23 protein-coding genes are annotated in these 20,055 nt (G+C 44.2%); 14 read left to right on the top strand and 9 right to left on the bottom strand.

What is annotated here, in order from left to right; translation table 11 throughout:
• Positions 1–70: 70 nt before the first annotated feature.
• Complete coding sequence (locus tag L4D12_RS20875; RefSeq protein ID WP_428449766.1) at positions 71–1,033, bottom strand: LysR family transcriptional regulator; 963 nt, start codon at positions 1,031–1,033, stop codon at positions 71–73.
• A gap of 285 nt (positions 1,034–1,318) precedes the next feature.
• Here L4D12_RS20875 and fabG point away from each other — a divergent pair, with 285 nt between their 5' ends.
• Entirely contained in the window at positions 1,319–2,053 is a 735-nt protein-coding gene (fabG, locus tag L4D12_RS20870) for a 3-oxoacyl-ACP reductase FabG (RefSeq protein WP_428449805.1), read from the top strand.
• A gap of 714 nt (positions 2,054–2,767) precedes the next feature.
• On the top strand, positions 2,768–3,421 hold the full coding sequence (locus L4D12_RS20865) for a Qnr family pentapeptide repeat protein (protein ID WP_428449765.1): 654 nt from the start codon (positions 2,768–2,770) through the stop codon (positions 3,419–3,421).
• Positions 3,422–3,482: 61 nt separating this feature from the next.
• Here the strand turns inward: L4D12_RS20865 and L4D12_RS20860 are convergent, their stop codons facing one another.
• From L4D12_RS20860 to rbsD, 6 genes are all read right to left on the bottom strand, one after another.
• Positions 3,483–4,493 (bottom strand): substrate-binding domain-containing protein, encoded by a 1,011-nt coding sequence (locus L4D12_RS20860; RefSeq protein WP_428449764.1) that lies wholly within the window; start codon positions 4,491–4,493, stop codon positions 3,483–3,485.
• A 50-nt stretch (positions 4,494–4,543) separates the two neighbouring features.
• Positions 4,544–5,461, bottom strand: a complete 918-nt coding sequence (rbsK, locus tag L4D12_RS20855) for a ribokinase (RefSeq protein WP_428449804.1) — start codon at positions 5,459–5,461, stop codon at positions 4,544–4,546.
• Positions 5,462–5,638: 177 nt separating this feature from the next.
• Positions 5,639–6,517 (bottom strand): ribose ABC transporter substrate-binding protein RbsB, encoded by an 879-nt coding sequence (gene rbsB, locus L4D12_RS20850; protein WP_428449763.1) that lies wholly within the window; start codon positions 6,515–6,517, stop codon positions 5,639–5,641.
• An 86-nt stretch (positions 6,518–6,603) separates the two neighbouring features.
• Positions 6,604–7,587 (bottom strand): ribose ABC transporter permease, encoded by a 984-nt coding sequence (rbsC, locus tag L4D12_RS20845; protein WP_428449762.1) that lies wholly within the window; start codon positions 7,585–7,587, stop codon positions 6,604–6,606.
• Positions 7,584–9,089 carry a ribose ABC transporter ATP-binding protein RbsA gene (gene rbsA, locus L4D12_RS20840; RefSeq protein ID WP_428449761.1) on the bottom strand — a complete coding sequence of 502 codons (1,506 nt, stop codon included), beginning with the start codon at positions 9,087–9,089 and terminating at the stop codon, positions 7,584–7,586. The genes rbsC and rbsA overlap by 4 nt, the downstream gene beginning before the upstream one ends.
• A 35-nt stretch (positions 9,090–9,124) precedes the next feature.
• Positions 9,125–9,544: a D-ribose pyranase gene (gene rbsD / locus L4D12_RS20835; protein ID WP_428449760.1), complete on the bottom strand. Its 420-nt coding sequence runs from the start codon at positions 9,542–9,544 to the stop codon at positions 9,125–9,127.
• A 332-nt stretch (positions 9,545–9,876) separates the two neighbouring features.
• Here rbsD and L4D12_RS20830 point away from each other — a divergent pair, with 332 nt between their 5' ends.
• From L4D12_RS20830 to L4D12_RS20790, 9 genes are all read left to right on the top strand, one after another.
• On the top strand, positions 9,877–10,122 hold the full coding sequence (locus tag L4D12_RS20830) for a hypothetical protein (RefSeq protein WP_428449759.1): 246 nt from the start codon (positions 9,877–9,879) through the stop codon (positions 10,120–10,122).
• Between the two features lie 172 nt (positions 10,123–10,294).
• Complete coding sequence (hutZ, locus tag L4D12_RS20825) at positions 10,295–10,819, top strand: heme utilization protein HutZ (protein ID WP_428449758.1); 525 nt, start codon at positions 10,295–10,297, stop codon at positions 10,817–10,819.
• A gap of 146 nt (positions 10,820–10,965) precedes the next feature.
• On the top strand, positions 10,966–12,681 hold the full coding sequence (locus tag L4D12_RS20820; RefSeq protein ID WP_428449757.1) for an NAD-dependent malic enzyme: 1,716 nt from the start codon (positions 10,966–10,968) through the stop codon (positions 12,679–12,681).
• Positions 12,682–13,062: 381 nt separating this feature from the next.
• On the top strand, positions 13,063–13,476 hold the full coding sequence (arfB, locus tag L4D12_RS20815; protein WP_428449756.1) for an alternative ribosome rescue aminoacyl-tRNA hydrolase ArfB: 414 nt from the start codon (positions 13,063–13,065) through the stop codon (positions 13,474–13,476).
• Positions 13,477–13,565: 89 nt separating this feature from the next.
• Positions 13,566–14,027 (top strand): hypothetical protein, encoded by a 462-nt coding sequence (locus tag L4D12_RS20810; RefSeq protein ID WP_428449755.1) that lies wholly within the window; start codon positions 13,566–13,568, stop codon positions 14,025–14,027.
• A gap of 100 nt (positions 14,028–14,127) precedes the next feature.
• Entirely contained in the window at positions 14,128–15,024 is an 897-nt protein-coding gene (locus L4D12_RS20805; protein ID WP_428449754.1) for an aspartoacylase, read from the top strand.
• A gap of 243 nt (positions 15,025–15,267) precedes the next feature.
• Positions 15,268–16,041: a hypothetical protein gene (locus L4D12_RS20800; protein ID WP_428449753.1), complete on the top strand. Its 774-nt coding sequence runs from the start codon at positions 15,268–15,270 to the stop codon at positions 16,039–16,041.
• Entirely contained in the window at positions 16,026–16,397 is a 372-nt protein-coding gene (locus tag L4D12_RS20795) for a hypothetical protein (protein ID WP_428449752.1), read from the top strand. Before L4D12_RS20800 ends, L4D12_RS20795 begins: the two co-directional genes overlap by 16 nt.
• A gap of 143 nt (positions 16,398–16,540) precedes the next feature.
• Positions 16,541–16,774 (top strand): hypothetical protein, encoded by a 234-nt coding sequence (locus tag L4D12_RS20790; RefSeq protein ID WP_428449751.1) that lies wholly within the window; start codon positions 16,541–16,543, stop codon positions 16,772–16,774.
• A 144-nt stretch (positions 16,775–16,918) separates the two neighbouring features.
• On the opposite strand, the gene L4D12_RS20785 is transcribed toward L4D12_RS20790, so the two are convergent.
• Entirely contained in the window at positions 16,919–17,635 is a 717-nt protein-coding gene (locus tag L4D12_RS20785; protein WP_428449750.1) for a glutamine amidotransferase-related protein, read from the bottom strand.
• A gap of 296 nt (positions 17,636–17,931) precedes the next feature.
• Between L4D12_RS20785 and L4D12_RS20780 the strand changes: the two genes are divergently transcribed.
• The 3 genes from L4D12_RS20780 (at position 17,932) to L4D12_RS20770 (ending at position 19,392) form a co-directional block, all read left to right on the top strand.
• Positions 17,932–18,609 carry a DNA alkylation repair protein gene (locus tag L4D12_RS20780; RefSeq protein WP_428449749.1) on the top strand — a complete coding sequence of 226 codons (678 nt, stop codon included), beginning with the start codon at positions 17,932–17,934 and terminating at the stop codon, positions 18,607–18,609.
• A gap of 122 nt (positions 18,610–18,731) precedes the next feature.
• Positions 18,732–19,079 carry a RidA family protein gene (locus L4D12_RS20775; protein ID WP_428449748.1) on the top strand — a complete coding sequence of 116 codons (348 nt, stop codon included), beginning with the start codon at positions 18,732–18,734 and terminating at the stop codon, positions 19,077–19,079.
• Positions 19,080–19,101: 22 nt separating this feature from the next.
• Positions 19,102–19,392 carry a DUF1496 domain-containing protein gene (locus L4D12_RS20770; RefSeq protein ID WP_428449747.1) on the top strand — a complete coding sequence of 97 codons (291 nt, stop codon included), beginning with the start codon at positions 19,102–19,104 and terminating at the stop codon, positions 19,390–19,392.
• A 134-nt stretch (positions 19,393–19,526) separates the two neighbouring features.
• Here L4D12_RS20770 and L4D12_RS20765 read toward each other — a convergent pair whose 3' ends face one another.
• The gene (locus L4D12_RS20765) at positions 19,527–19,691 is read right to left on the bottom strand and encodes a hypothetical protein (RefSeq protein WP_428449746.1); all 165 of its coding nucleotides are present in this window, start codon (positions 19,689–19,691) and stop codon (positions 19,527–19,529) included.
• Between the last annotated feature and the right edge of the window lie 364 nt (positions 19,692–20,055).

Raw genomic sequence — 20,055 nt, 5'->3', positions numbered from 1 at the left:
GTGATAAGAAGCCCGACATTTGTCGGGTTTTTTATTTGCTAGTCACTCGTATTCAGCTTACTACCGTGGATCAAACCTTTTCTGTTGTGGTAGCCGCAGGCCTGGGGGTTAGCTGCTGAGCTTGTCGTTTGAGACGTTCAATTTCAGGCACCCGGCTGAGCAAGTAATCTTTGAAGTTCGCGCTGCGTGCCGGCATGTATTTCTGAGGTTTGAAATACAGGTTGATTTCGAATTGGCTACTGACATAGTTTTCCAGTACGGGGATCAGAATTTTATTGGCGACCTCATCTTTAATTAGGCTAATGGGCAAATAGGCGATCCCTCCTCCCGTGATCGCAATATTTTTGAGTATTTCACTATCATCAGCCTCAACGGTTTGAGCGATATCTACCGAGCTGTATTCACCATTTAATTCAAAAATCCAACGATTACCACCGACCAATGTGGTGGCGTAGAGGCATTGGTGATTTTTTAGATCGTTAGGCACCACCGGTCTGCCATTTTTCTGGATATATGAGGGGGAACAGCAAGCCATCAATGGTTCACGCAGTAAGGCGCGCTTAACGAGTAAGCTGTCTTTATCCTGAAAGCCACGGTAAGTGGCATTGGCTCGAATTGCGAAATCGACATCATGGACGTGATCGACATCAAAGGCTGTTTCCAGCACCACGAAGTTCATTGAAGGGTGTAATTGCAGGTACTCCCCGATAATTTGGCTGAGGTAGTGCTTGGCAAAGAGAGGTGTACTGGCAATTTTTATGGTGCCTTTATTTTCGTTACTGAGGTTTTGGACTTCATTAAACACATCGTCAATTTCAGTGTGAATCAAACTGAAACGGTCATACAGACGTTGGCCTGCCTGTGTCGGGGTGATTTTTCGGGTTGTACGTTTAAGTAAACTCACCCCCATTGACTCTTCCAGCTCATTGAGCCAGCGGCTCGCTGCTGACGCAGACATGTTGTTCAGCTTCGCAGCTTCGCTGATGGAACCTTTACGCATAACATGTAGAAAGAAGACGACCTTGTCTAGCATGAACTATCCCGAAAATTGCCCTACCTTCTTTATTTATAGCAAAGATGAATAGTGGTACCCAATATAATGGTGATAGCGAGTGAGTTCGGGTATGAATAATTAGTATTGTAAGAAATTAGTATTGTCGTCTTAATATGTCACCAAATTTGCAAAGGTGATTTGCATCAATATGGGTAATCAAGTGACACGACTCTTCTAAAATAAGGGAATACAGTGAGTTGTGATACCCGACACAACTGTTGGCGCTCTCGCTACAAACCGTGTTTTCTATAAGGGGAATAGATGATGTTAAATAATAAAGTATGTATTGTGACAGGTGGTGCACAAGGAATTGGACGTTGCATAGTGGAAACATTTGCAAAAAACGATGCATTACACGTTTATGCTTGTGATATGAATGCCGCAGCGATGGTCGATCTTGAGACTAAGTATCCGAATGTAAAAGCGATTGAACTTAATGTCTGTGATAGAGCGTCTATTGCTAATTTTGTTGAGCAAGTTAAAGCCGAGCACGGTCACATTGATGTACTGGTTAATAATGCTGGTATAACGCGGGATAACTTGATTGAGAAAATGACAGAAGAAGACTGGGATTTTGTCTCTGATGTTAATCTCAAAGGCGTGTTTAATATGACTCAGGCGGTTGCACCTGTGATGATCGAAGGTGGATCTGGTTCTATCGTTACGATGTCATCCGTTGTCGGTACCGATGGAAATATTGGGCAGAGTAACTATGCCGCAACAAAAGGCGGCGTTATTGCCATGACCAAAGGGTGGTCAAAAGAGTTTTCCCGTAAAGGTGCGCAAGTGCGTGCTAATTGTATTGCCCCTGGATTTGTCGAGACACCGATGACCGTCGAGCTGCCAGAGAAAGTGTTAAATCATATGAAAAAGAAAACACCTCTTGGGCGAATGGGTAAACCAGAAGATATTGCTAATGGAGCACTGTTCCTGGCGAGTGATAATGCGGCATTTATTACAGGACAAACCCTGAAAATAGATGGAGGGTTGGTGATTTAACCTCGTTAAAGCCGTGTTGATGAATGAGCCCCGACTGTGGTGTCGGGGCTTTTTACTATCAAGAAACCGTGTTCCTTTCGCTATATTGGCCTTAGAAATGGTTTGAGAAAAAATCAGCCTCCCATCCTTTGCTTGGCTTTAGTGAGCGTAATTTGAACCAGTTTGTCATTTTGCTGAACATTGCAGTATTTTCCTTTGGCCTGATGGAGAGGCAAGTGTTATTAGGGCCATTATAAGGCCGTTAGTTGCCCATGGGTACTAAGCAGAATTATCTAAATCACATTTCAGCGTACAACTGTATGCCGAGTTAGGAGTACAGTTGTACGCTGAGTTAGGTGGGAGGTCAATTCATAGTTTGGCAATGATGGCAACGAGAGGTGTTTTTTGTTCAAAAATCCGATCTGTATCAGAGTAATGAAAAGTTCAGGAATGCGATTGGTGTTGATTAATTATTAGTCAGTTAAAAAGCGAGTTGAATGATGTTTATAGAATTGCCCGCTATGGCGCATAGAAAGCACTGTATGGGCATGTTTTTTGTGATCTCATGGCGGTGCAATTTTTATTTGTTATGGTTGCTACTGTATGACTGAGGCGCTTTATTAGCGTGTTTTTGATGGCTTTAATTATCTGTAAAATTTATGGGTTTATTGCTGGATTTTCTCCCCGTTTTAGCGGTAACCTTTTCGGAAAATTAAACAGGGAATACCACCAGTAATGTTTACCAACCAAACCTTTGAAGACCATGATTTTTCGAAGCAAGATCTGCAATCAGCCATTTTTAAGCAATGTAAATTTTTCCGCTGCCATTTTGGACGAGCAGATCTGAGTGATGCCGAATTTATCGACTGCCAGTTTATTGAGCGTGGTGAGGTAGAGGGGAGCAGCTTTGAATATGCTAAGTTGAAAGATGCGAGTTTTAAAGATTGTGATTTAAGCATGGCTAATTTCAGAGGGGCCCAATGTTTTGGGACTGAATTTAGAACCTGTAATCTGAAAGGTGCAAATTTCGCGATAGCCAGTTTTGCCAATTACATTACGCATAATACGTATTTTTGTTCGGGCTATATTACAGGCTGTAATTTGGCTTACGCCAATTTTGAAAATCAGCGCCTTGAAAAGTGTGATTTATTCGAAAATCGATGGAATGGCGCAAATCTGAATGGCGCATCGTTTAAAGGTTCCGATCTGACCCGATGTGAGTTTTCAGTTGATCATTGGGGACTATTTGACATTAGTGACTGTAATCTTTGCCACGTCGATTTAACTGGTCTTGACCCGCGAAGAGTCAACATGAAAGGGGTAATGATATGTGATTGGCAACAAGAGCAGCTGCTTGAATCCTTTGGCCTTGTCGTTGTGCCAGGTTGAGCCTATTCGTTACCGTATAAGTATTGCGGTAGGCTGCCTGCTACCGCAATACTCGATATGCTTAGTTGCTTGTCATAAGCCTAACGCTATCACGGATGACAAGGGTTGGCTCAAGCTGAATAACCTTATTGGTGTCACGATTGTTCTGGATTTTATCAAGCAGGGTATCAACGGCCTGCTGACCCAGGCGATGCTTCGGCTGGTGGATCGTTGTCAGTGATGGAGTTATGTACTTAGCCAGTTTAATATCGTCATACCCAATAATGGATAAGTCAGCAGGGATTGCGATGCCTCGCTTGGCAGCGGTATTGATCACCCCCATTGCCATCATGTCATTACACACAAACAGTGCGGTGGGAAGCTCGCCACGAGCCAAAACCTCATTAAACGCCTGTTCGCCACCTTCACATTCAAAGTTTCCTGCCGCTATCCATTGCTTATTAATCTCGAGTCCTGCTTCTTCCATCGCTTGGACAAAACCGGTGAGACGCTGCTGAGCCGGTAGTTTGTCTAACGGCCCCGTTAAGCAACCGATACGAGTATGGCCTTGTTCAATCAGGTAGCGAGTCGCGAGATAACCCCCGTGGTGAGAATTATCTTGGATTTTATCGCTGGGAAAATTGACCGGGCCCCAATCCATGACAACGGTGGGAACAGGCTGGTGGCGTGCGAATAAATCAAAGGCTTCATCTTCCACTTCGCTGCACATCAGTAATAAACCATCAACCCGCTTTTGTAGCAGGGTATCGAGATTAGCATGCATGCGTTCCAGATCGCCTTCCGTATTGCAGAGGATCAGGTTATAGCCTTGTTGGTAGCAGCGTCGCTCAACCCCTTTGACGACTTCGCCAAAGAAAGGATTGGTTGATGTGGTAACCAGCATGCCAAAAGTACGGGTATGATTGACTTTTAGGCTTCTAGCCAAAGCCGAGGGTGCATAATTGAGCGAATCAACGGCAGCGAGCACACGCACTGAAATGTCTTCACTGACAAAGCGGGTTTTGTTGAGGACGTGGCTTACGGTGGAGGTTGAGACCCCTGCGTGTTTTGCTACATCTTTAATGGTCGCCATAGGTTCTCCCTGAGCTGCGCCTTGCGACGGGCGCAGCAATATTGCTTTTATTAGTGCTCGATAAGAAAGCGTTCCACTTCGCGGCGGAATGGGATCGAGGTTTGAGCTCCGATACGAGTTACCGAAATCGCGGCGGCTGCGTGTGCAAAGCGGATTGCATCATTGATTTGACGGCCTTCTTGCAGGCCTGTTAACAGCGCGCCATTGAACGTATCACCTGCGGCGGTGGTATCTTTCGCATCAACGCGGAACCCTGGCACTTGCTGGCCTTGGCCATTTTCACTGATCCATACCCCTTGGCTACCCAGCGTGATCATAACCTGCTTGATGCCTTTGCTATGAAGCACATTAGCCGCCTGTTGAGCAGATACCGTATCAACCACTTTTACACCGGTAAGAAGTTCCGCTTCTGTTTCGTTTGGCGTAATCATATCAATATGTTGCAATAAGTCATCTGATAATGGTTGCGCAGGTGCCGGATTAAGCACGACACGTGTTCTGGCTTGCTTGGCAATTTTCGCTGCGGCCTCTATGGTGGCCATTGGTGTTTCTAGCTGCATCAGCAGGGTGTCACTTTGTTCTATCAAGTGGCGATGCGGAGCCAGTCGCTCAGGGCTGAGGCAGCCATTCGCTTCAGCAGAAATGGCGATACTGTTCTCACCGGTCGCCGCGACTTGGATCATCGCAATACCGGTTGGCATACCCGTTTCAACCATGACGGCTTCTGTGTTCATGCCGTCTTTAGCGAAGGCGTCACGAATTTGGTGGCCAAAGCTATCATCGCCAACACAGGCAATAAAGGCAATGTCAGCACCTAAGCGGGCAGCAGCAACTGCTTGGTTGGCCCCTTTCCCGCCAGGGATCACACAGTAACTATGGCCATGTAGCGTTTCTCCCGGACGAGGGAATGACGCGACTTGCAGAACATGATCGGCGTTCACACTGCCTAGAACGACTAATTTATTCATCATGGAACCTTTTTATTTTATGTGGCCAAAACGTATGGGTTAACAGGGCGAAATGTGCGGTGTTAAGCGATGCGTTTTGCTGTTTGGGTTTGTGAGAGTGAGTATCGAGATGCACAGCTTGCACCTCGACGCTCATTCTCACGTTTATAGTTTTTACCTTGTAATATGCTTACGTTATTACTTAGTAATTACTTTGAGTGGTACTGGAATATTTGCCGGAACTTGCTCGCCTTTTAGCATCTTGTCGGCAGTTTCTACACCCAGAGCACCGATAAGATCAGGCTGTTGAGCAATGGTTGCGCCCAGAATGCCGCGCTTAACAGCCGCAATACCGTCTTCAGTACCATCGAAACCAACGATTAATACGTCTTTACCTGATGCTTGTACTGCACGAAGTGCACCAAGCGCCATCTCGTCGTTCTGGGCAAATACGGCTTGAACATCAGGGTTAGCCGCGAGCATGTTTTCCATTACGTTCAGGCCTTTGGTGCGGTCGAAGTCAGCCGGCTGGCTGGCCAGTAGATTCATGTCGTTTGCTTTTACTGCATTCATGAAACCCTGACCGCGTTCTCGCGCTGCAGACGTCCCCGCGATGCCTTCCAGTTGGATTACGCGAGCTTTTTCACCGACTTTTTCCATGATGAATTTGCCTGCCATTTCACCACCAGCTACGTTGTCTGATGCAATGTGGCTGACAACGTCACCGCGGTTGGCGCCACGGTCAAGGGTCAGGACTGGGATCTTTGAACGATTAGCCATGCGAATGGCATTGGAAACCGCATCAGAATCAGTAGGGTTGATTAAAATTGCTTTTACGCCACGAACAGTCAAATCTTCAATATTAGAAAGCTCTTTGCTCGGGTCATTTTGTGAATCGAGAACAATCAGGTTGTAGCCCAGCTCTTGTGCTTTTGCTTCTGCCCCTTCTTTCATCGTCACGAAGAATGGGTTGTTCAGTGTGGATACCACCATCGCCATGGTCTCTTGGGCTGAGGCTGTCGCACTGAATGACGCAGATAGTACAGCGGCAGAGATCAGGGTTGCTAACTTTTTCATTCTGTATTCCTTTCTACAAATGTCACGTCGGATGAGGTCGCGGGCAGGGGGGAGCTGCCCGCTGTGTTGCTATTTTTCAGGTGAAGTTACTTGTTCTTGTTATCAACCAGTACGGCAAGCAGGATAACGACTGCTTTTGCAATCATCTGGTAGTACGAAGAAACGTCCAGCAGGTTAAGCGCATTATTCAAGAAACCAATGATCAAGGCACCAATCAGGGTTCCCATAATGCGGCCTTTACCACCAGCTAGGCTGGTGCCACCCAATACAACGGCAGCTATCGCATCCAGTTCATAGCCCATCCCTGCGGTAGGTTGAGCGGATGACAGGCGAGAGGTAACAATTAGGCCTGCAAGCGCGGCTAATAAACCACAGATTGCGTAGACGCCAATCTTGACGCGGTCGACGTTGATGCCAGACAAACGTGCAGCAGATTCATTGCCACCTAATGCATAGATGTAGCGACCAAAGCGTGTGTGGTTAAGCAGGTACCAAACCGAGGCAAACACAATCACCATCAACCAGATTGGCACCGGGATACCCAACGCATAGCCCGTACCGAACCAAGCAAAACTGTCAGCGACATCGGTAAAGCCAGTAGAAATAGGGCGGCCATCGGTGTAAACCATGGTCACACCACGCAGCAAGGTCATAGTCACTAGGGTGGCAATAAAGGCCTGCACTTTCCCTTTTGCAATGATCACGCCGCTGATTGCACCCAGTACGGCACCCGCTAATAGGGCTGTCGGTACCGCGATCATGACCGGAATTTCCAAGCCAATCATGGTTGCGGCAAAGGCACCACACAATGCCAGTACCGAGCCCACACTTAAGTCGATACCCGCGGTTAGAATAACTAGTGTCATACCCACAGCAATAATGGCGTTAACCGAGGTCTGACGCAGAATATTCATGATGTTATCGACAGTGAAGAAGTTCGGGTTAAGGAACGACACCACCACAATCAGGAAAATAAGGGCGATCAGTGATTTTTGCTCAATGAGCCACGCCTTACTAAATAACTTGGCACTATTGGAATCTTGTTGTTTGGTCATAGCGTTGCTGCTCATGCTGCTACCTCTTTGTTTTGTTTACCCACAGCGCAGGCGAGTAGAATTTCTTGATTGGCGTCTGCGGCCATGAATTCGCCACTGATCTTGCCTTCATGCATGACCAGAATACGGTCGCTCATTCCTAGCACTTCCGGCATTTCGGACGACACAAGAATGATGCTCATACCATCAGCTTTGAATTTGTTAATCAGTTGGTAAATTTCTTTCTTCGCCCCGACATCGACACCGCGTGTCGGCTCATCAAGGATCAGCACTTTGGGACGGGTCATCAGCCCTTTGGCAATCGCCACTTTTTGTTGATTACCACCGGATAAGTTACCGATGATCTGATTGCGTGTTGGCGTCTTGATATTGAACAGACGAATAAAATCATCGACGGCAATAATTTCTTCGCCATGGTTGAGCTGAATGCCTTTTGATAGCTGCTCAAGCGCACACAGTGACATATTCTCTTTGACGGATAACCCAAGGATCAGGCCATCACCCTTACGATCTTCGGAGATATAAGCGATACCGTTTGATAGGCCATCCTGTGGGTTGACGGGGTTAATTAATTTACCATCAAGAATAATATCGCCGGATTCACAGGGAAGTGCGCCGTAAATCACTTTCATCAACTCAGTACGACCCGCACCCATCAGGCCAGAAATGCCGAGGATCTCACCACGGTCGAGGGTGAAGCTGATGTCATGTACGCCAGAGCCCGTTACATTTTTGACTTCAAGGCAGGTTGTACCGTGCGTTACGTCAATGCGAGGGTACTGTTCATCCAAGCGACGACCAACCATCATTTCGATCATGCTGTCTTCGTCGATATCGGCAACCGCACGTTGACCAATGAATTTACCGTCACGCAGCACAGTAATATCATCGCAGATTTCAAAGATTTCTTTTAAACGGTGCGAAATATAAACAATGCCAGTGCCTTCATCGCGCAGTTCGTTGATCACTTTGAACAGTGATTCTGTCTCGGTATCAGTAAGCGCGTCTGTCGGTTCATCCATGATGATGACTTTTGATTTGAATGACAGTGCTTTAGCGATTTCAACCATTTGTTGTTCGCCAAGGCTAAGATCTCCGAGTAACGTGCGCGCGCTGTGTTTAACATTCAGGCGTTGCAGCAAGGCATCGGCATCGCGGTACATCTGAGACCATTTGATCCCGCCGAATGCATTGGTTTGTTCACGACCGAGGAAAATATTTTCAGCAATGGTGAGCTCAGGGATCAGGTTTAATTCCTGATGAATAATACTGATCCCGGCTTCTTGCGAATGACGAGGGCCAGTAAAGTTCACCTTTTTACCTTCGTATTGAATTTCACCCGCATCCATACTGTAGATACCCGTTAGGGTTTTCATTAGGGTTGATTTACCGGCACCATTTTCGCCCATCAACGCCATGACTTTGCCCGGATATACATTTAAGCTCGCGCAGTCCAACGCCTTGACACCAGGGAATGCTTTTTCGATATCTTTGAGTGCTAAAATTGGCTGTTTCATGTCAGTTCCTTGCAACTTGCAGATTATGGTTGCGGTTAAAACACGACACCGGATTGAAAAATGACGTTGGCATAAGGTGTGCATTCGCCGGTACGAATGACAGCTTTGCTATTTTTAGTTTCAACTTTGAAAGCGTCGTGTGGGATATAGCGAACAGTAATGGCTTTACCACACAATGCTTCTTCGTGTTTGATAAGGCTAATCAGCGCACTATGGTGTTCTGGGCTGATTTGCTTAAATTCTTCGGCCATCACCACCCCTTCAATTTGCATTTCACTGAGTAGTGCTTGAACGGTTTGAATAAACGTAGGTACACCGGGAATTAGCGCAAGATCGATACGCTGTGTTTCATCAGGGATCGGCAAACCTGCGTCACACACTGTGACTTCATCTGTATGGCCGAGAGTGGCGACCACATATGACAGTTCGGAATTGATGAGTGTGCTTTTTTTCATTGTTGCACCTTAGTTTTTGATAGTGATGATGCTAAATAGTGCCGACCCTGGCATCCAGTATCCTTACCATCGAAACGTTTGCGTAATCGTTTCGATGGCTGTAAATGTAAAAGCAAACGTTTCGATGTGCACGTTTGTCGAGTGAAAAGTGTGACTAGCTTCAGAAAGAATATGCAGTGAGTGAATGTTGAGTGGACGAAGTACTATGAAGGGGTGACCGAGATGTGATTGATATGTAATGTTTTGCAAATGTCGGGGTTTAGGTTGGCACTTAGTATTCTAAAAACGTATGATGACGCCTGCTGAATTTAACCCTAACTGCTGGACTGTTCGTGACCGTTGCTGTGCTTGATATTCAACCTTTACTGCTCACTATTGCCCCAATTTCTGTGTTGGTGATGCTGTTCGCACTGAAGCGAAAAAAGATATGGTTAGTCAAGTTGTCATTACTTGGCATGGTACTGTCGGTGTTCGTGATTTTTGCCTTTCAGTATCTGGACTACAGGCATTTCGAAAACTGCTTGATGCAAGGTGAAGTATACAACCCACTGCGTAATAGCTGCATACAGCTCCATTAATTGCGGTATTTAGTCTTTCCCCTTAGCCATCTCTATTTTAACTATTCCAATGACCTCAAGATGAAGTGGCGCAGAGTGCACAGCTCAAGCGTCCTTTGTGCGCCTGTACATTCTATAATGAATGATTGAAAGGGAGCATGTTGCGTTATTTTATAAGGCAGGAGTGAGTATCGTGAACGATAAAGCTGAGCGATTACAACATCGGTTAGGGTCAGAAATTCGAGCATTTCGAGATTCGCGTTATACGCTGCAATTAGGTACCGTGGATCAGAAGGGAAAGCCTCATACCAGTTATGCCCCGTTTGCTTTTTCAGAACAAGGATATTACATCCTTGTGAGTGACTTGGCCCAACATGGTCAAAATTTAAAAACGAATAAAGCGGTTTCTATTATGATGATCGAGGATGAAGGAGAAGCCGATTCTATATTTGTGCGCCGTCGCCTCTCTTTTGATACATCCGCTGAACGTATTGAGCGAGATACCGCCCATTGGCCTGTCGCAATGGCGGTTATGCGGAAAAGGCTAGGGGGGATGGTCACGAACCTCAGCCAATTGAGTGATTTTCATCTGTATTGTTTGAATCCACTGCTTGGGCGCTATGTAAAAGGATTCGGGCAAGCTTTTGAGGTATCAGGTCAAGCCATGCTGTCTGTTGTGCACTTGAATCGAGGGCATGAGAACAATTCTGCGAATTGACAGTGATTCTATTTTTTCCAAAACTGTCAATGTCACATTTTTCATCATACAAAAAATCTACAATCAGGGGTGTCAGTATTAGAACGACACTAGATATCAGCAGATTTATCAATTAATTCGTATGAACTTGTGAACGGAGAAACACAATGACAATTGGAAAATACTTGCGTTGGAAGGATGAACACGGACAAGAATTTAGGCCCGTTTCATTGACCGGAACTGAATTACTCAATGATCGAACCCTAAATAAGAGTACTGCATTTTCATACGAAGAGCGCCAAGCTTTCCAGCTTGACGGGCTGCTCCCGCCAAGAGTTCAAACCTTTGATCACCAGTTAAATCGCGTCTATGACGGCTTTAAAAGTGCGTCTACTGATATTGAAAAGTATTTGTTCTTACGTGCTCTCCAAGATCGAAACGAAACCCTCTTTTATGCGCTGCTTTCCCGTCACATTGAAGAAATGACTCCCATTATTTATACCCCTACCGTGGGTAAAGCGTGTCAGGAATTTAGCCACCGTTACCAGAAAGCACGTGGTTTATATATCACGGAAGACAATATTGACAAGATGGATGAACAAGCGCGGCATTTCGCGGGCAAAGATATCAAGATCATTGTTGTCACCGACAGTCAGGGGATTTTGGGAATTGGCGATCAGGGTGTCGGCGGGATGGGGATTCCGATTGGTAAGCTTTCTTTGTATACACTCGGGGCGGGCATTCACCCGGCACACTGTTTACCTATAGCATTGGATGTCGGGACCGATAACCAGGATCTTCTTGATGATCCTATGTACCTTGGTGTACCGCGTCGGAGAATGCGCGGTGCTGAATATAAAGCATTTATCGCGAAATTTGTCTGTCAGGTTAAGCGTAATTTCCCGAAAGCGGTATTGCAGTGGGAGGACTTCAGTAAATCGAATGCGTTTGATAACCTGACGGATTACGAAGAGTTTCTGCCGTCGTTTAATGATGATATTCAAGGGACGGGGTCTGTGGTATTGGCCGGTATTCTTGGCGCAATGAAGATTAAGGGGGAATCTCTCGCGGATCAAACCTATGTGGTATATGGCGCTGGTGCAGGTGGGGTCGGCGTTGCCGATCAAATCTACGCGGGCCTATTGAAAGAAGGCTGCTCGCACAGTGCTGCCCGTGAGAAAGTCTTTATCCTTGATTCTCAGGGATTGGTATTTGATGATCGTGAAGGCTTGGATGAGTACAAAAAACGTTATGCTAAGCCAAGAGAATTGGCAGCAGGATGGGCGGTGGCTGAAGCTGGAAAAGTTTCATTAAGTGAGTTAATCAATAACCATCCGGTAACGGTGTTACTGGGAACCAGCGGTATTGGTGGCGCGTTTAAAGAAGAACATATTCAGAAAATGCTGGAATACACCAAGCGGCCGATGGTATTCCCGCTGTCTAACCCAACCGCGAACTGTGAAGCGGTGCCGGAAGATATTTATCGTTGGAGTGATGGCCAAGCAATTGTTGCAACCGGGAGCCCATTTAATGATGTGAGTTACAATGGCCACAGTTATCGGATTGGTCAAGGTAATAATGTCTTTATTTTTCCAGGGGTTGGGTTAGCGGCCATTGTGTCACAGGCATCGAAAGTGACGTTGGATATGTTTACCACTGCTTCTTATGCATTGTCTGAATTGGTCAGTGATGAAGACTTACAGAAGGGGTGTGTTTATCCTCGTATCCGTGAACTGAAGCCGGTTTCCTTACATGTAGCACGCCAGATCCTTGAAAATATGCGTTCGACTGAGCCCAATAGCCCATTGGTCGGTAAAGATCTAGACCAGGAGCTTGCAGTACATATCTGGGAACCCGTGTATTTACCGTATCGCAGGGTGTAGCGTCAGGTTTATTCAGCGGCTGTTCAGAAAGGCGATCTCCTTCATTATTTTTGTCTCCAAGGTGAGATAAGGTAGTGATGTTCCAAGTATTCAAAGGATATTTGGAAATTGATACCAAAGGTATTGAAGGAGGTTCGCTATGTTAGTGTCGTGCTTTCTTGCAAAAATAAGGACGGTTGCTGTTTTTAGCCTCTACGCCGTTGCTGGTAGCGCCTTATGGTTGCTGATGATGCAGCAGATTTTTCGCTTATGAAAAGATCTGATATCAGGTTGAATCCAGTATCTTAAACAACATGCCATTTCTTATTGTTAGGTAAGAAGTGGCATTCCTACTGAGCTGAAGTGGTATACTCTAGACATTATTACTCAGCAACGCCTATCATGCTCATTATTTCAAATTCAGTACAGCTAGCCGATTGGGAAATCGAATTAACCGCAATTCGAGCTCAGGGCGCTGGCGGGCAAAACGTCAATAAAGTTTCCAGCGCAATCCACCTTCGGTTTGATATCAACCGCTCATCACTGCCACCTTTTTATAAGGAACGACTACTTGCTTTGTCTGATAGCCGCATCTCAAAGGATGGAGTGGTAGTGATTAAAGCGCAGCAATATCGCACTCAGGAACAAAATCGTGATGATGCGTTAGAACGGTTAGTGGCATTGATCCAATCGGCGGTGGTACAACAAAAAGCCCGTCGTGATACCAAGCCAACCCGATCCTCACAGAAGCGACGGATGGATAATAAGACTCAACGGGGACAGACTAAGACGTTAAGAGGGAAGGTGAAGTTTTGAACTGCGTAACAGAATGGATTAATTGCTCTAAATTTCTTGGCTGATTGGCGTTAAAGTCTATTTTTTAAACTTTTTTGCCGGTGAAATGGATGTCCGAACAGAAAACAAAACAGCTACTTCAGCTGTTTTATCGCGAGTCAGATCGAGCAAGGTTGTTTGATCTCGAGGCCCTGCCTCCGTTAGATACCGTTGAAGAGCAAGCCATGCTTGTGTGGTTAGCGACAAAGCGCCATTTTCAGCATGATGAAATTGCCTCTCAGCGGTGGGTTAAAACCTGTAGTGCAGGCTATATTACCGAGTTAATTTTGCATGCCAACGGTTCGCTTGAGGAGTTCACCTTATTCAAGCGAATGAAAACCACGGGTGAGTGGCAGCTGATTGATGGCATGATTGAATTGACAATCAATAAAGATAATAACCAGTATAAGAGTAACATTGTCGCCAGTTTAGGCAGCAGCATTCACGCTGCGATTGAATACAAAAATGGTGCGTTGCATTCATACCTGAAACTGGTACAGGCAAGGCCAATTGATATTCACAAAAATGAATAATGAGATATCGTGTCGATGTCAGCTTTTGCTAGCCAAATCATCATTAAACTGGTATTCATTTTGTTACGGTAATTTATCCATGACAGAGTGAGTCAGAGAAGTGACAACAAGGACGAGTAACATTGATACCGTCGCCATCGTCGGCGGAACACATGGAAATGAATTTAGTGGCATTTACCTGCTAAAGAAATGGCAGAAAAGCCCTGCATTGATTGCTCGAGACAGCTTTAGCGTTGAGATGCTGTTTGCTAATCCAAAAGCGTTTGAAGAAAACAAACGCTATTTGGATGTCGATATGAATCGCCAGTTTGGGCTGTCTGATCTGAGTGATCCGACATTAGCTAACTATGAGCAGAGTCGCGCAAAAGTGATTAATGCGCAGCTTGGCCCCAAAGGCAATGCAAAAACCGATTTCATTATTGATCTGCACAATACCACCAGTAATATGGGTCCGTCGCTTATATTACTTCAGTCTGATTTGTTTAATCGTCAATTGGGCGCGTATGTAAAGGTTAATATGCCTGATGCTGTGGTGGTATTAGAAGATCAGATTTCAGTCGAAGAACATCACTTCCTCAGTTCGATTTCCGAGCAGGGAGTGATTGTTGAAGTTGGGCCGCAATCACAGTCAGTGATCCGCCAAGATGTACTGGATTGGATGGAGGAGATGACCGGTCATATCCTCGATTTTATTGATCTCTTTAATCGCGATGCGCTGCCTGCACTGCCTACCCATTTTGAAGCATATAAATACCATGAAACACTAAAGCTGCCAGAGGATGAAAGCGGTGAGCGTTTGGGGATGGTACACCGCAATGTTCAGGATGCAGATTTCAAACCGTTGCGACATGGTGATCCAATCTTTACCTTATTTGATGGCTCTGAAGTGTGTTGGGAAGGTGATTACGAAGCCTATCCGCATTTCATCAATGAAGCGGCTTACTATGATAATAACCTAGCCATGTCGATGGCGAAAAAGGTCACGGTAGAAGTATAACGTCATAATAAGCGATATAACATATAACAGCGCGAAGGTTATCCTTCGCGCTTTTTTTGCATGTCAAAACGCTACTATGTAAGTATTACTGTGTCGATTTGGGTATTGATTAAATACATTGTATAAAAATGAAAGGTATGAGATTTATTTTGCGATAAATTCAGGAAATGAAAACAGATGGTGTAACGATAGGCATTTTAGCGTAACAATACTTGTTATTTTTTCATAAATAAGCGAATTGTTATGAGTGATACTGTTTTAACGAAAGAGAAATTTCATGAAATTCTTCATACGGACATTAAGAAGCCCATAAGTGAATCCAGAAAGTTGAGAATACCTGCAGGGAATAGCACGACTTATATTAACACTCATACAGGGGCGCATAAAATAGAGTGGACTGAATCAACCATCTTTTTGACTAACAAGGTTATAAATATCAATGTGTATTTAAACTTCAAGAAAAATTCATTATCACAGTCAGAGTATAATAAATTAGTTAGCTTGGCTAAAGAAGGTATTGAACAATATTGGTCAAGAAATATAAAGCTAGGTACTGCCAGATTCTCTGTCAGGGTTAAAGCACATCATCGTGATAATCGAGCTATTCCTGTTGATCTATATATAGAGATGGAACGAGGTAAATATGCAAGGTCAATGAACCCAGCAGTTTTAGGTGTCGATGCCAGCTTTATTTATAATAAAGGAACGATGACACATAAAAATGCCGAAATGGATTTTAAACTTACTACTGCCCATGAGTTTGGCCATTCTGTTCTAATGTATGCCGGTGGGGTTAAACTATCTTGGGGACATAAAGGAACAAGTGATATTTTCATTCAAAGAGCTAATAATAAAGCTACAGAATATCCTAATAATGGAGATATTGATTTAATGAAATATTATAAATTTGATGACTCTGAGAACCGTTTCGAGATCGTACATAGAGATTCAATCGTAACAGAAGTAGATTTAAAACGTTTAATCTGGGGGGCGGATATCAAATGGGTAAATCAATGAGCTTTAAAATGATGAATATTATAGCATTGTCATTATTTATTTTAGTTGGGTGTGCATCAAGACATCTTATTATGATTCATAATGAAACTGACTATAAATTGATTTTCTTAGGTGAGTTTAAATCAGAGGGTGGAGGTTATCATAATCTTGAATTTGAATTATTACCTGGAGAGTCTGATGGTTGGTTTTATGAGCAAAGTATAATGGCGGGCAATAGGCTTTATGAAAGATTACAAAAGATAACATTATCTCACCCTAGCGGTTGTTCGGTTGAGTTAGATCGGCAGCGAATAGCAAAGTTATTAGATGGAGGTTCACAGATAATGGTTAATAATGAGATGATGGCGTGTGAATAATTAATGTATTTTATTAGGTTGATATTACTTTTGGTGGCTATATTAATGCTTCCTGCATGCACAATAAGTGTAATGAAATATTATTCATTGTTGAAAATCACGGTTGAGAATATTTTTTATCTGAATCGGGTGAGAATAGAGTAATGGAGTTTGAACTGCTACCAGGTGATGATGATGGTTGGTATTTTGATCCAAAATATATTGATAAAGATATAATTGATAAAAGGATTCATCAAATTATTTTATCTCATCCAGAACAATGCTGTGTGGTCTTAAATAGACAGCAAGTTGAGGCACTGGCAAAATTAAATGGCTGGTGGGTGTTAAAGGTTGATGATCGTGTGATGAAGGCTGGACAACAACAGTGTTTACATTGATGAGTTACTAAATGGTGGTGGTATGATGCATATCACTGATGAAGTGATGGGCTGTAAGTAATAAATAATATTAAAGTATCATTTAGTTGAGTCGGGATAAAAAGCAGCCGCATGAAGCGGTTTCTATCATGTTTTAAAGTTATATCAGCATGAGCGAATAAATCGCAAAATTCCGCGGGTAAGTAAATCGTGGTCAGTTGGATATTCGAGTGAGGCAATGGCGGTTTGGAAGGTGGCTACGGAGTAGTTGCTTTGTCGTAATGTGATTAAATCGTGGCTATATTCTGGGGTAAATTCCGGGTGTCCCTGAATGCCGAGGCTGTGATCGCCAACCAATATCATGGCATAGGGACAAAAATCGCTGCTGGCTAATACGGTAGTGTGTAGCGGTGGTTCGGTGATCTGATCTTGATGACTCACAAGCAGAGAGAATGGCGACGGTATATCTGCTAGCCAGCGGTGCTGAGTGATCTGGTGTCGCACGATATTCGCTTGATGGACGCCAATACCCCAACCATTTATCGAGCGAGTGACTTCTCCGCCTAATGCCCAAGCCAGCATTTGATGGCCAAAGCAGATGCCAACAAAGGGGATCTTTTGGCGATACAGGCGATTAATGAATGCTTTGAATACCGTTATCCATCGGCTTTCATTATAAACACTAAATCGACTGCCGCTGGCTAGGTAAGCATCGCACTCGTCGAGCGACTGGGGATATTGACCATCAGTCACGCGGTAAAAATGGAGCTTGACGTCAGTGTCAATGCGTTCAAACAGCCGAGTAAACATCTCTGGATAATTACCATGGCAAGTTTGTAGTTCTGGCCTGACGTCGTCACACAATAAAATGCCCAATTTCATTTTACTTTCCTATCGGTCGAGGACGCCCGTACTGGCGTAGTGGCAAATATCTTGAGAAAACCCATAACATAACCTTAAGGGTGTCTAATATGAACGCTTTGGCCGTGTCTAGCTTTCGTTGGTATTGATAATAAACGTAGGAAGATGAAGGGGATTCGTCAACAGCTCCCTGTTTGCTGATAAGCCAACGCACTTTTACGGCAATGAGTATGTTGAGGGTAATTGGGTAACCATGGTATTAGTGACCGAACTATGTTCAAATATTTGAAAATACAATAAGAAAAAGGAAGTTATTGATGTCACTGGTTATACCGATGGTGATATTCATGCAGCAACAAATGGCTGAAGCCGGAAATGCCACCGACGCTAAAGCAATGCAAGCATACATGAAAACCGAGCAACCATTTTATGGGGTTAAAGCTCCAGAACGTAAAGCTATTTTCAGGCGGGCGCGGCAGCATACCAAGATTCAATCATTGATTGATTACAAGCGATTAGTGCTGTGGCTTTGGTCGGGTGAAAATCGTGAAGAACAGTATCTTGCATTAGACGTAGCAGAATACTATAAGGCCTTTCGCACTCTGGATGCATTTGAAGTGTACGAGGAAATCTTGCTCGGGGCAGATCATTGGGACACGTTGGATAAAATAGCGTCTAATTTGATTGGTCCGTTAGTCATAGATCACCGCGAACTGGAGCAGAAACTGCTTGTTTGGCGATGTTCAGACAATATGTGGCTACGTCGCGCTTCCTTGTTGGTGCATTTGAAACATAAAGATCAGATGAACCTCGCTTTATTGGAAGAGACAATTCTACTGCTAACCCATGAATCAGATTTTTTTATCCGCAAAGCGATTGGATGGGTACTACGCGAGTACGCCAAGACCGATCCTGAGTATGTTAAAGATTTTGTTGCTCGTCATAGTGATCAATTGTCTGCGTTAAGCCAGCGAGAAGCGTTAAAACACATGTAGCGTGATCTTTTATTATATCTTGACGTATCAGTTAAATATGTTGGTCTCATCCTGTATTCTCTTTATATTGGTTGTTAGTATTGCTATTTAATGAATGAAATAAATGGGAAAAAGGTATCGTCATGATTGAACGTCAGGAAATCGGCCAACGTATGAGCCGTATTGTGAAACACAATGGGACCGTCTATTTGTGCGGCCAAGTATGTGCCGATGCAACCCAAGGCATTACTGAACAAACGCAGAGCATGCTCGATAAAGTAGAAAACCTACTTGAGCAAGCCGGCAGCGATAAAGAGCACATGCTTTCAGCGACGATTTACCTTAAAGATATGAATGATTTTGTTGCCATGAATGCAGTATGGGACAACTGGGTTCCTGCTGGTCATGCTCCTGCTCGTGCATGTGTTGAAGCAAGTATGGCGCGAGATGTGCTTTTAGTTGAAATTTCAGTGATCGCGGCTGAAAAATAACCCTATTATAGGGGAAATGGGAATGAATAAGAGAGTAATGAAACAGCAGATGATCACAGCATTGATCGCTGGCGTATTTAGCGTACTTCCTATTACTGCTGTGTCTGCGAAAGAAACCACTGTTGGGTATCAGCCCGCTATTACATTTGATGGTAACCTGAACACAGAACGAGTGTGTTATTTTGATGGTAAGGCTTACTCATTGGGTTCAGTCATTGCAGTGGAAGGTATTTTGCTAACCTGCCAGCCAGAAAAAAGCTTTGAGACGAATGGGGCACTTAAGTGGGAGCAAATGAAGGCGAAGCCTGAGTAAGCTGTACACAATAAGCATGCAGTCACAATTTAGATTAAGAGAGTAGTGACTGCATGGGTGATGTTGTCGCACGTAAGATAGTTTAGGTACATGTTTCTCTTATTACACTACCAATGCGTGAGTGACGTTTGAATTTAGCGAACAAGGCGGCCAGAGTCGGGAGCGAGTTTACCTGTCCCGCCTTCATGATGCGGTGTAGTGACGCCCATTTCTTGCATCAAGAACTCTTTCATTGCTGCTGATTCACGCTCATTGGTTGGTTTCCAGTTTGAGATCACTCTTGCCTTATTGCTTTTCATTGAAGATTTCCTTTTCCATGCATGATGTTGAAAAATATCATGTGCCTAGTGATTCATAATATAGGTTATTTTCTTACAATATGAATACTTTTTCTAGCAATAAATGTGTATAGAGTATGATATTTTCTGCATTCTCAATGGATAATGAGTAATTAACATCGAGTAGGGTGAGGCGTCGCCGCCTCATCCCTCTCACAGAACCGTACGTACGGACCTCGTATACGGCTCATGTACATTTCCATTCAGCGTAAGTGCTGAACACATGCCCTGTCACAACATGTTCAATATTGACTAAACCAAGTTCATTGAACCATTGATTTGTCATAGCGTAGCTCGATAACGGACTCGCAGAGCTTCTCCAGCC

The organism is Photobacterium nomapromontoriensis, from assembly GCF_050336815.1.
Taxonomy (GTDB): Bacteria; Pseudomonadota; Gammaproteobacteria; order Enterobacterales; family Vibrionaceae; genus Photobacterium; species Photobacterium nomapromontoriensis.
This window is presented reverse-complemented; position numbering and strand designations above follow the sequence as displayed.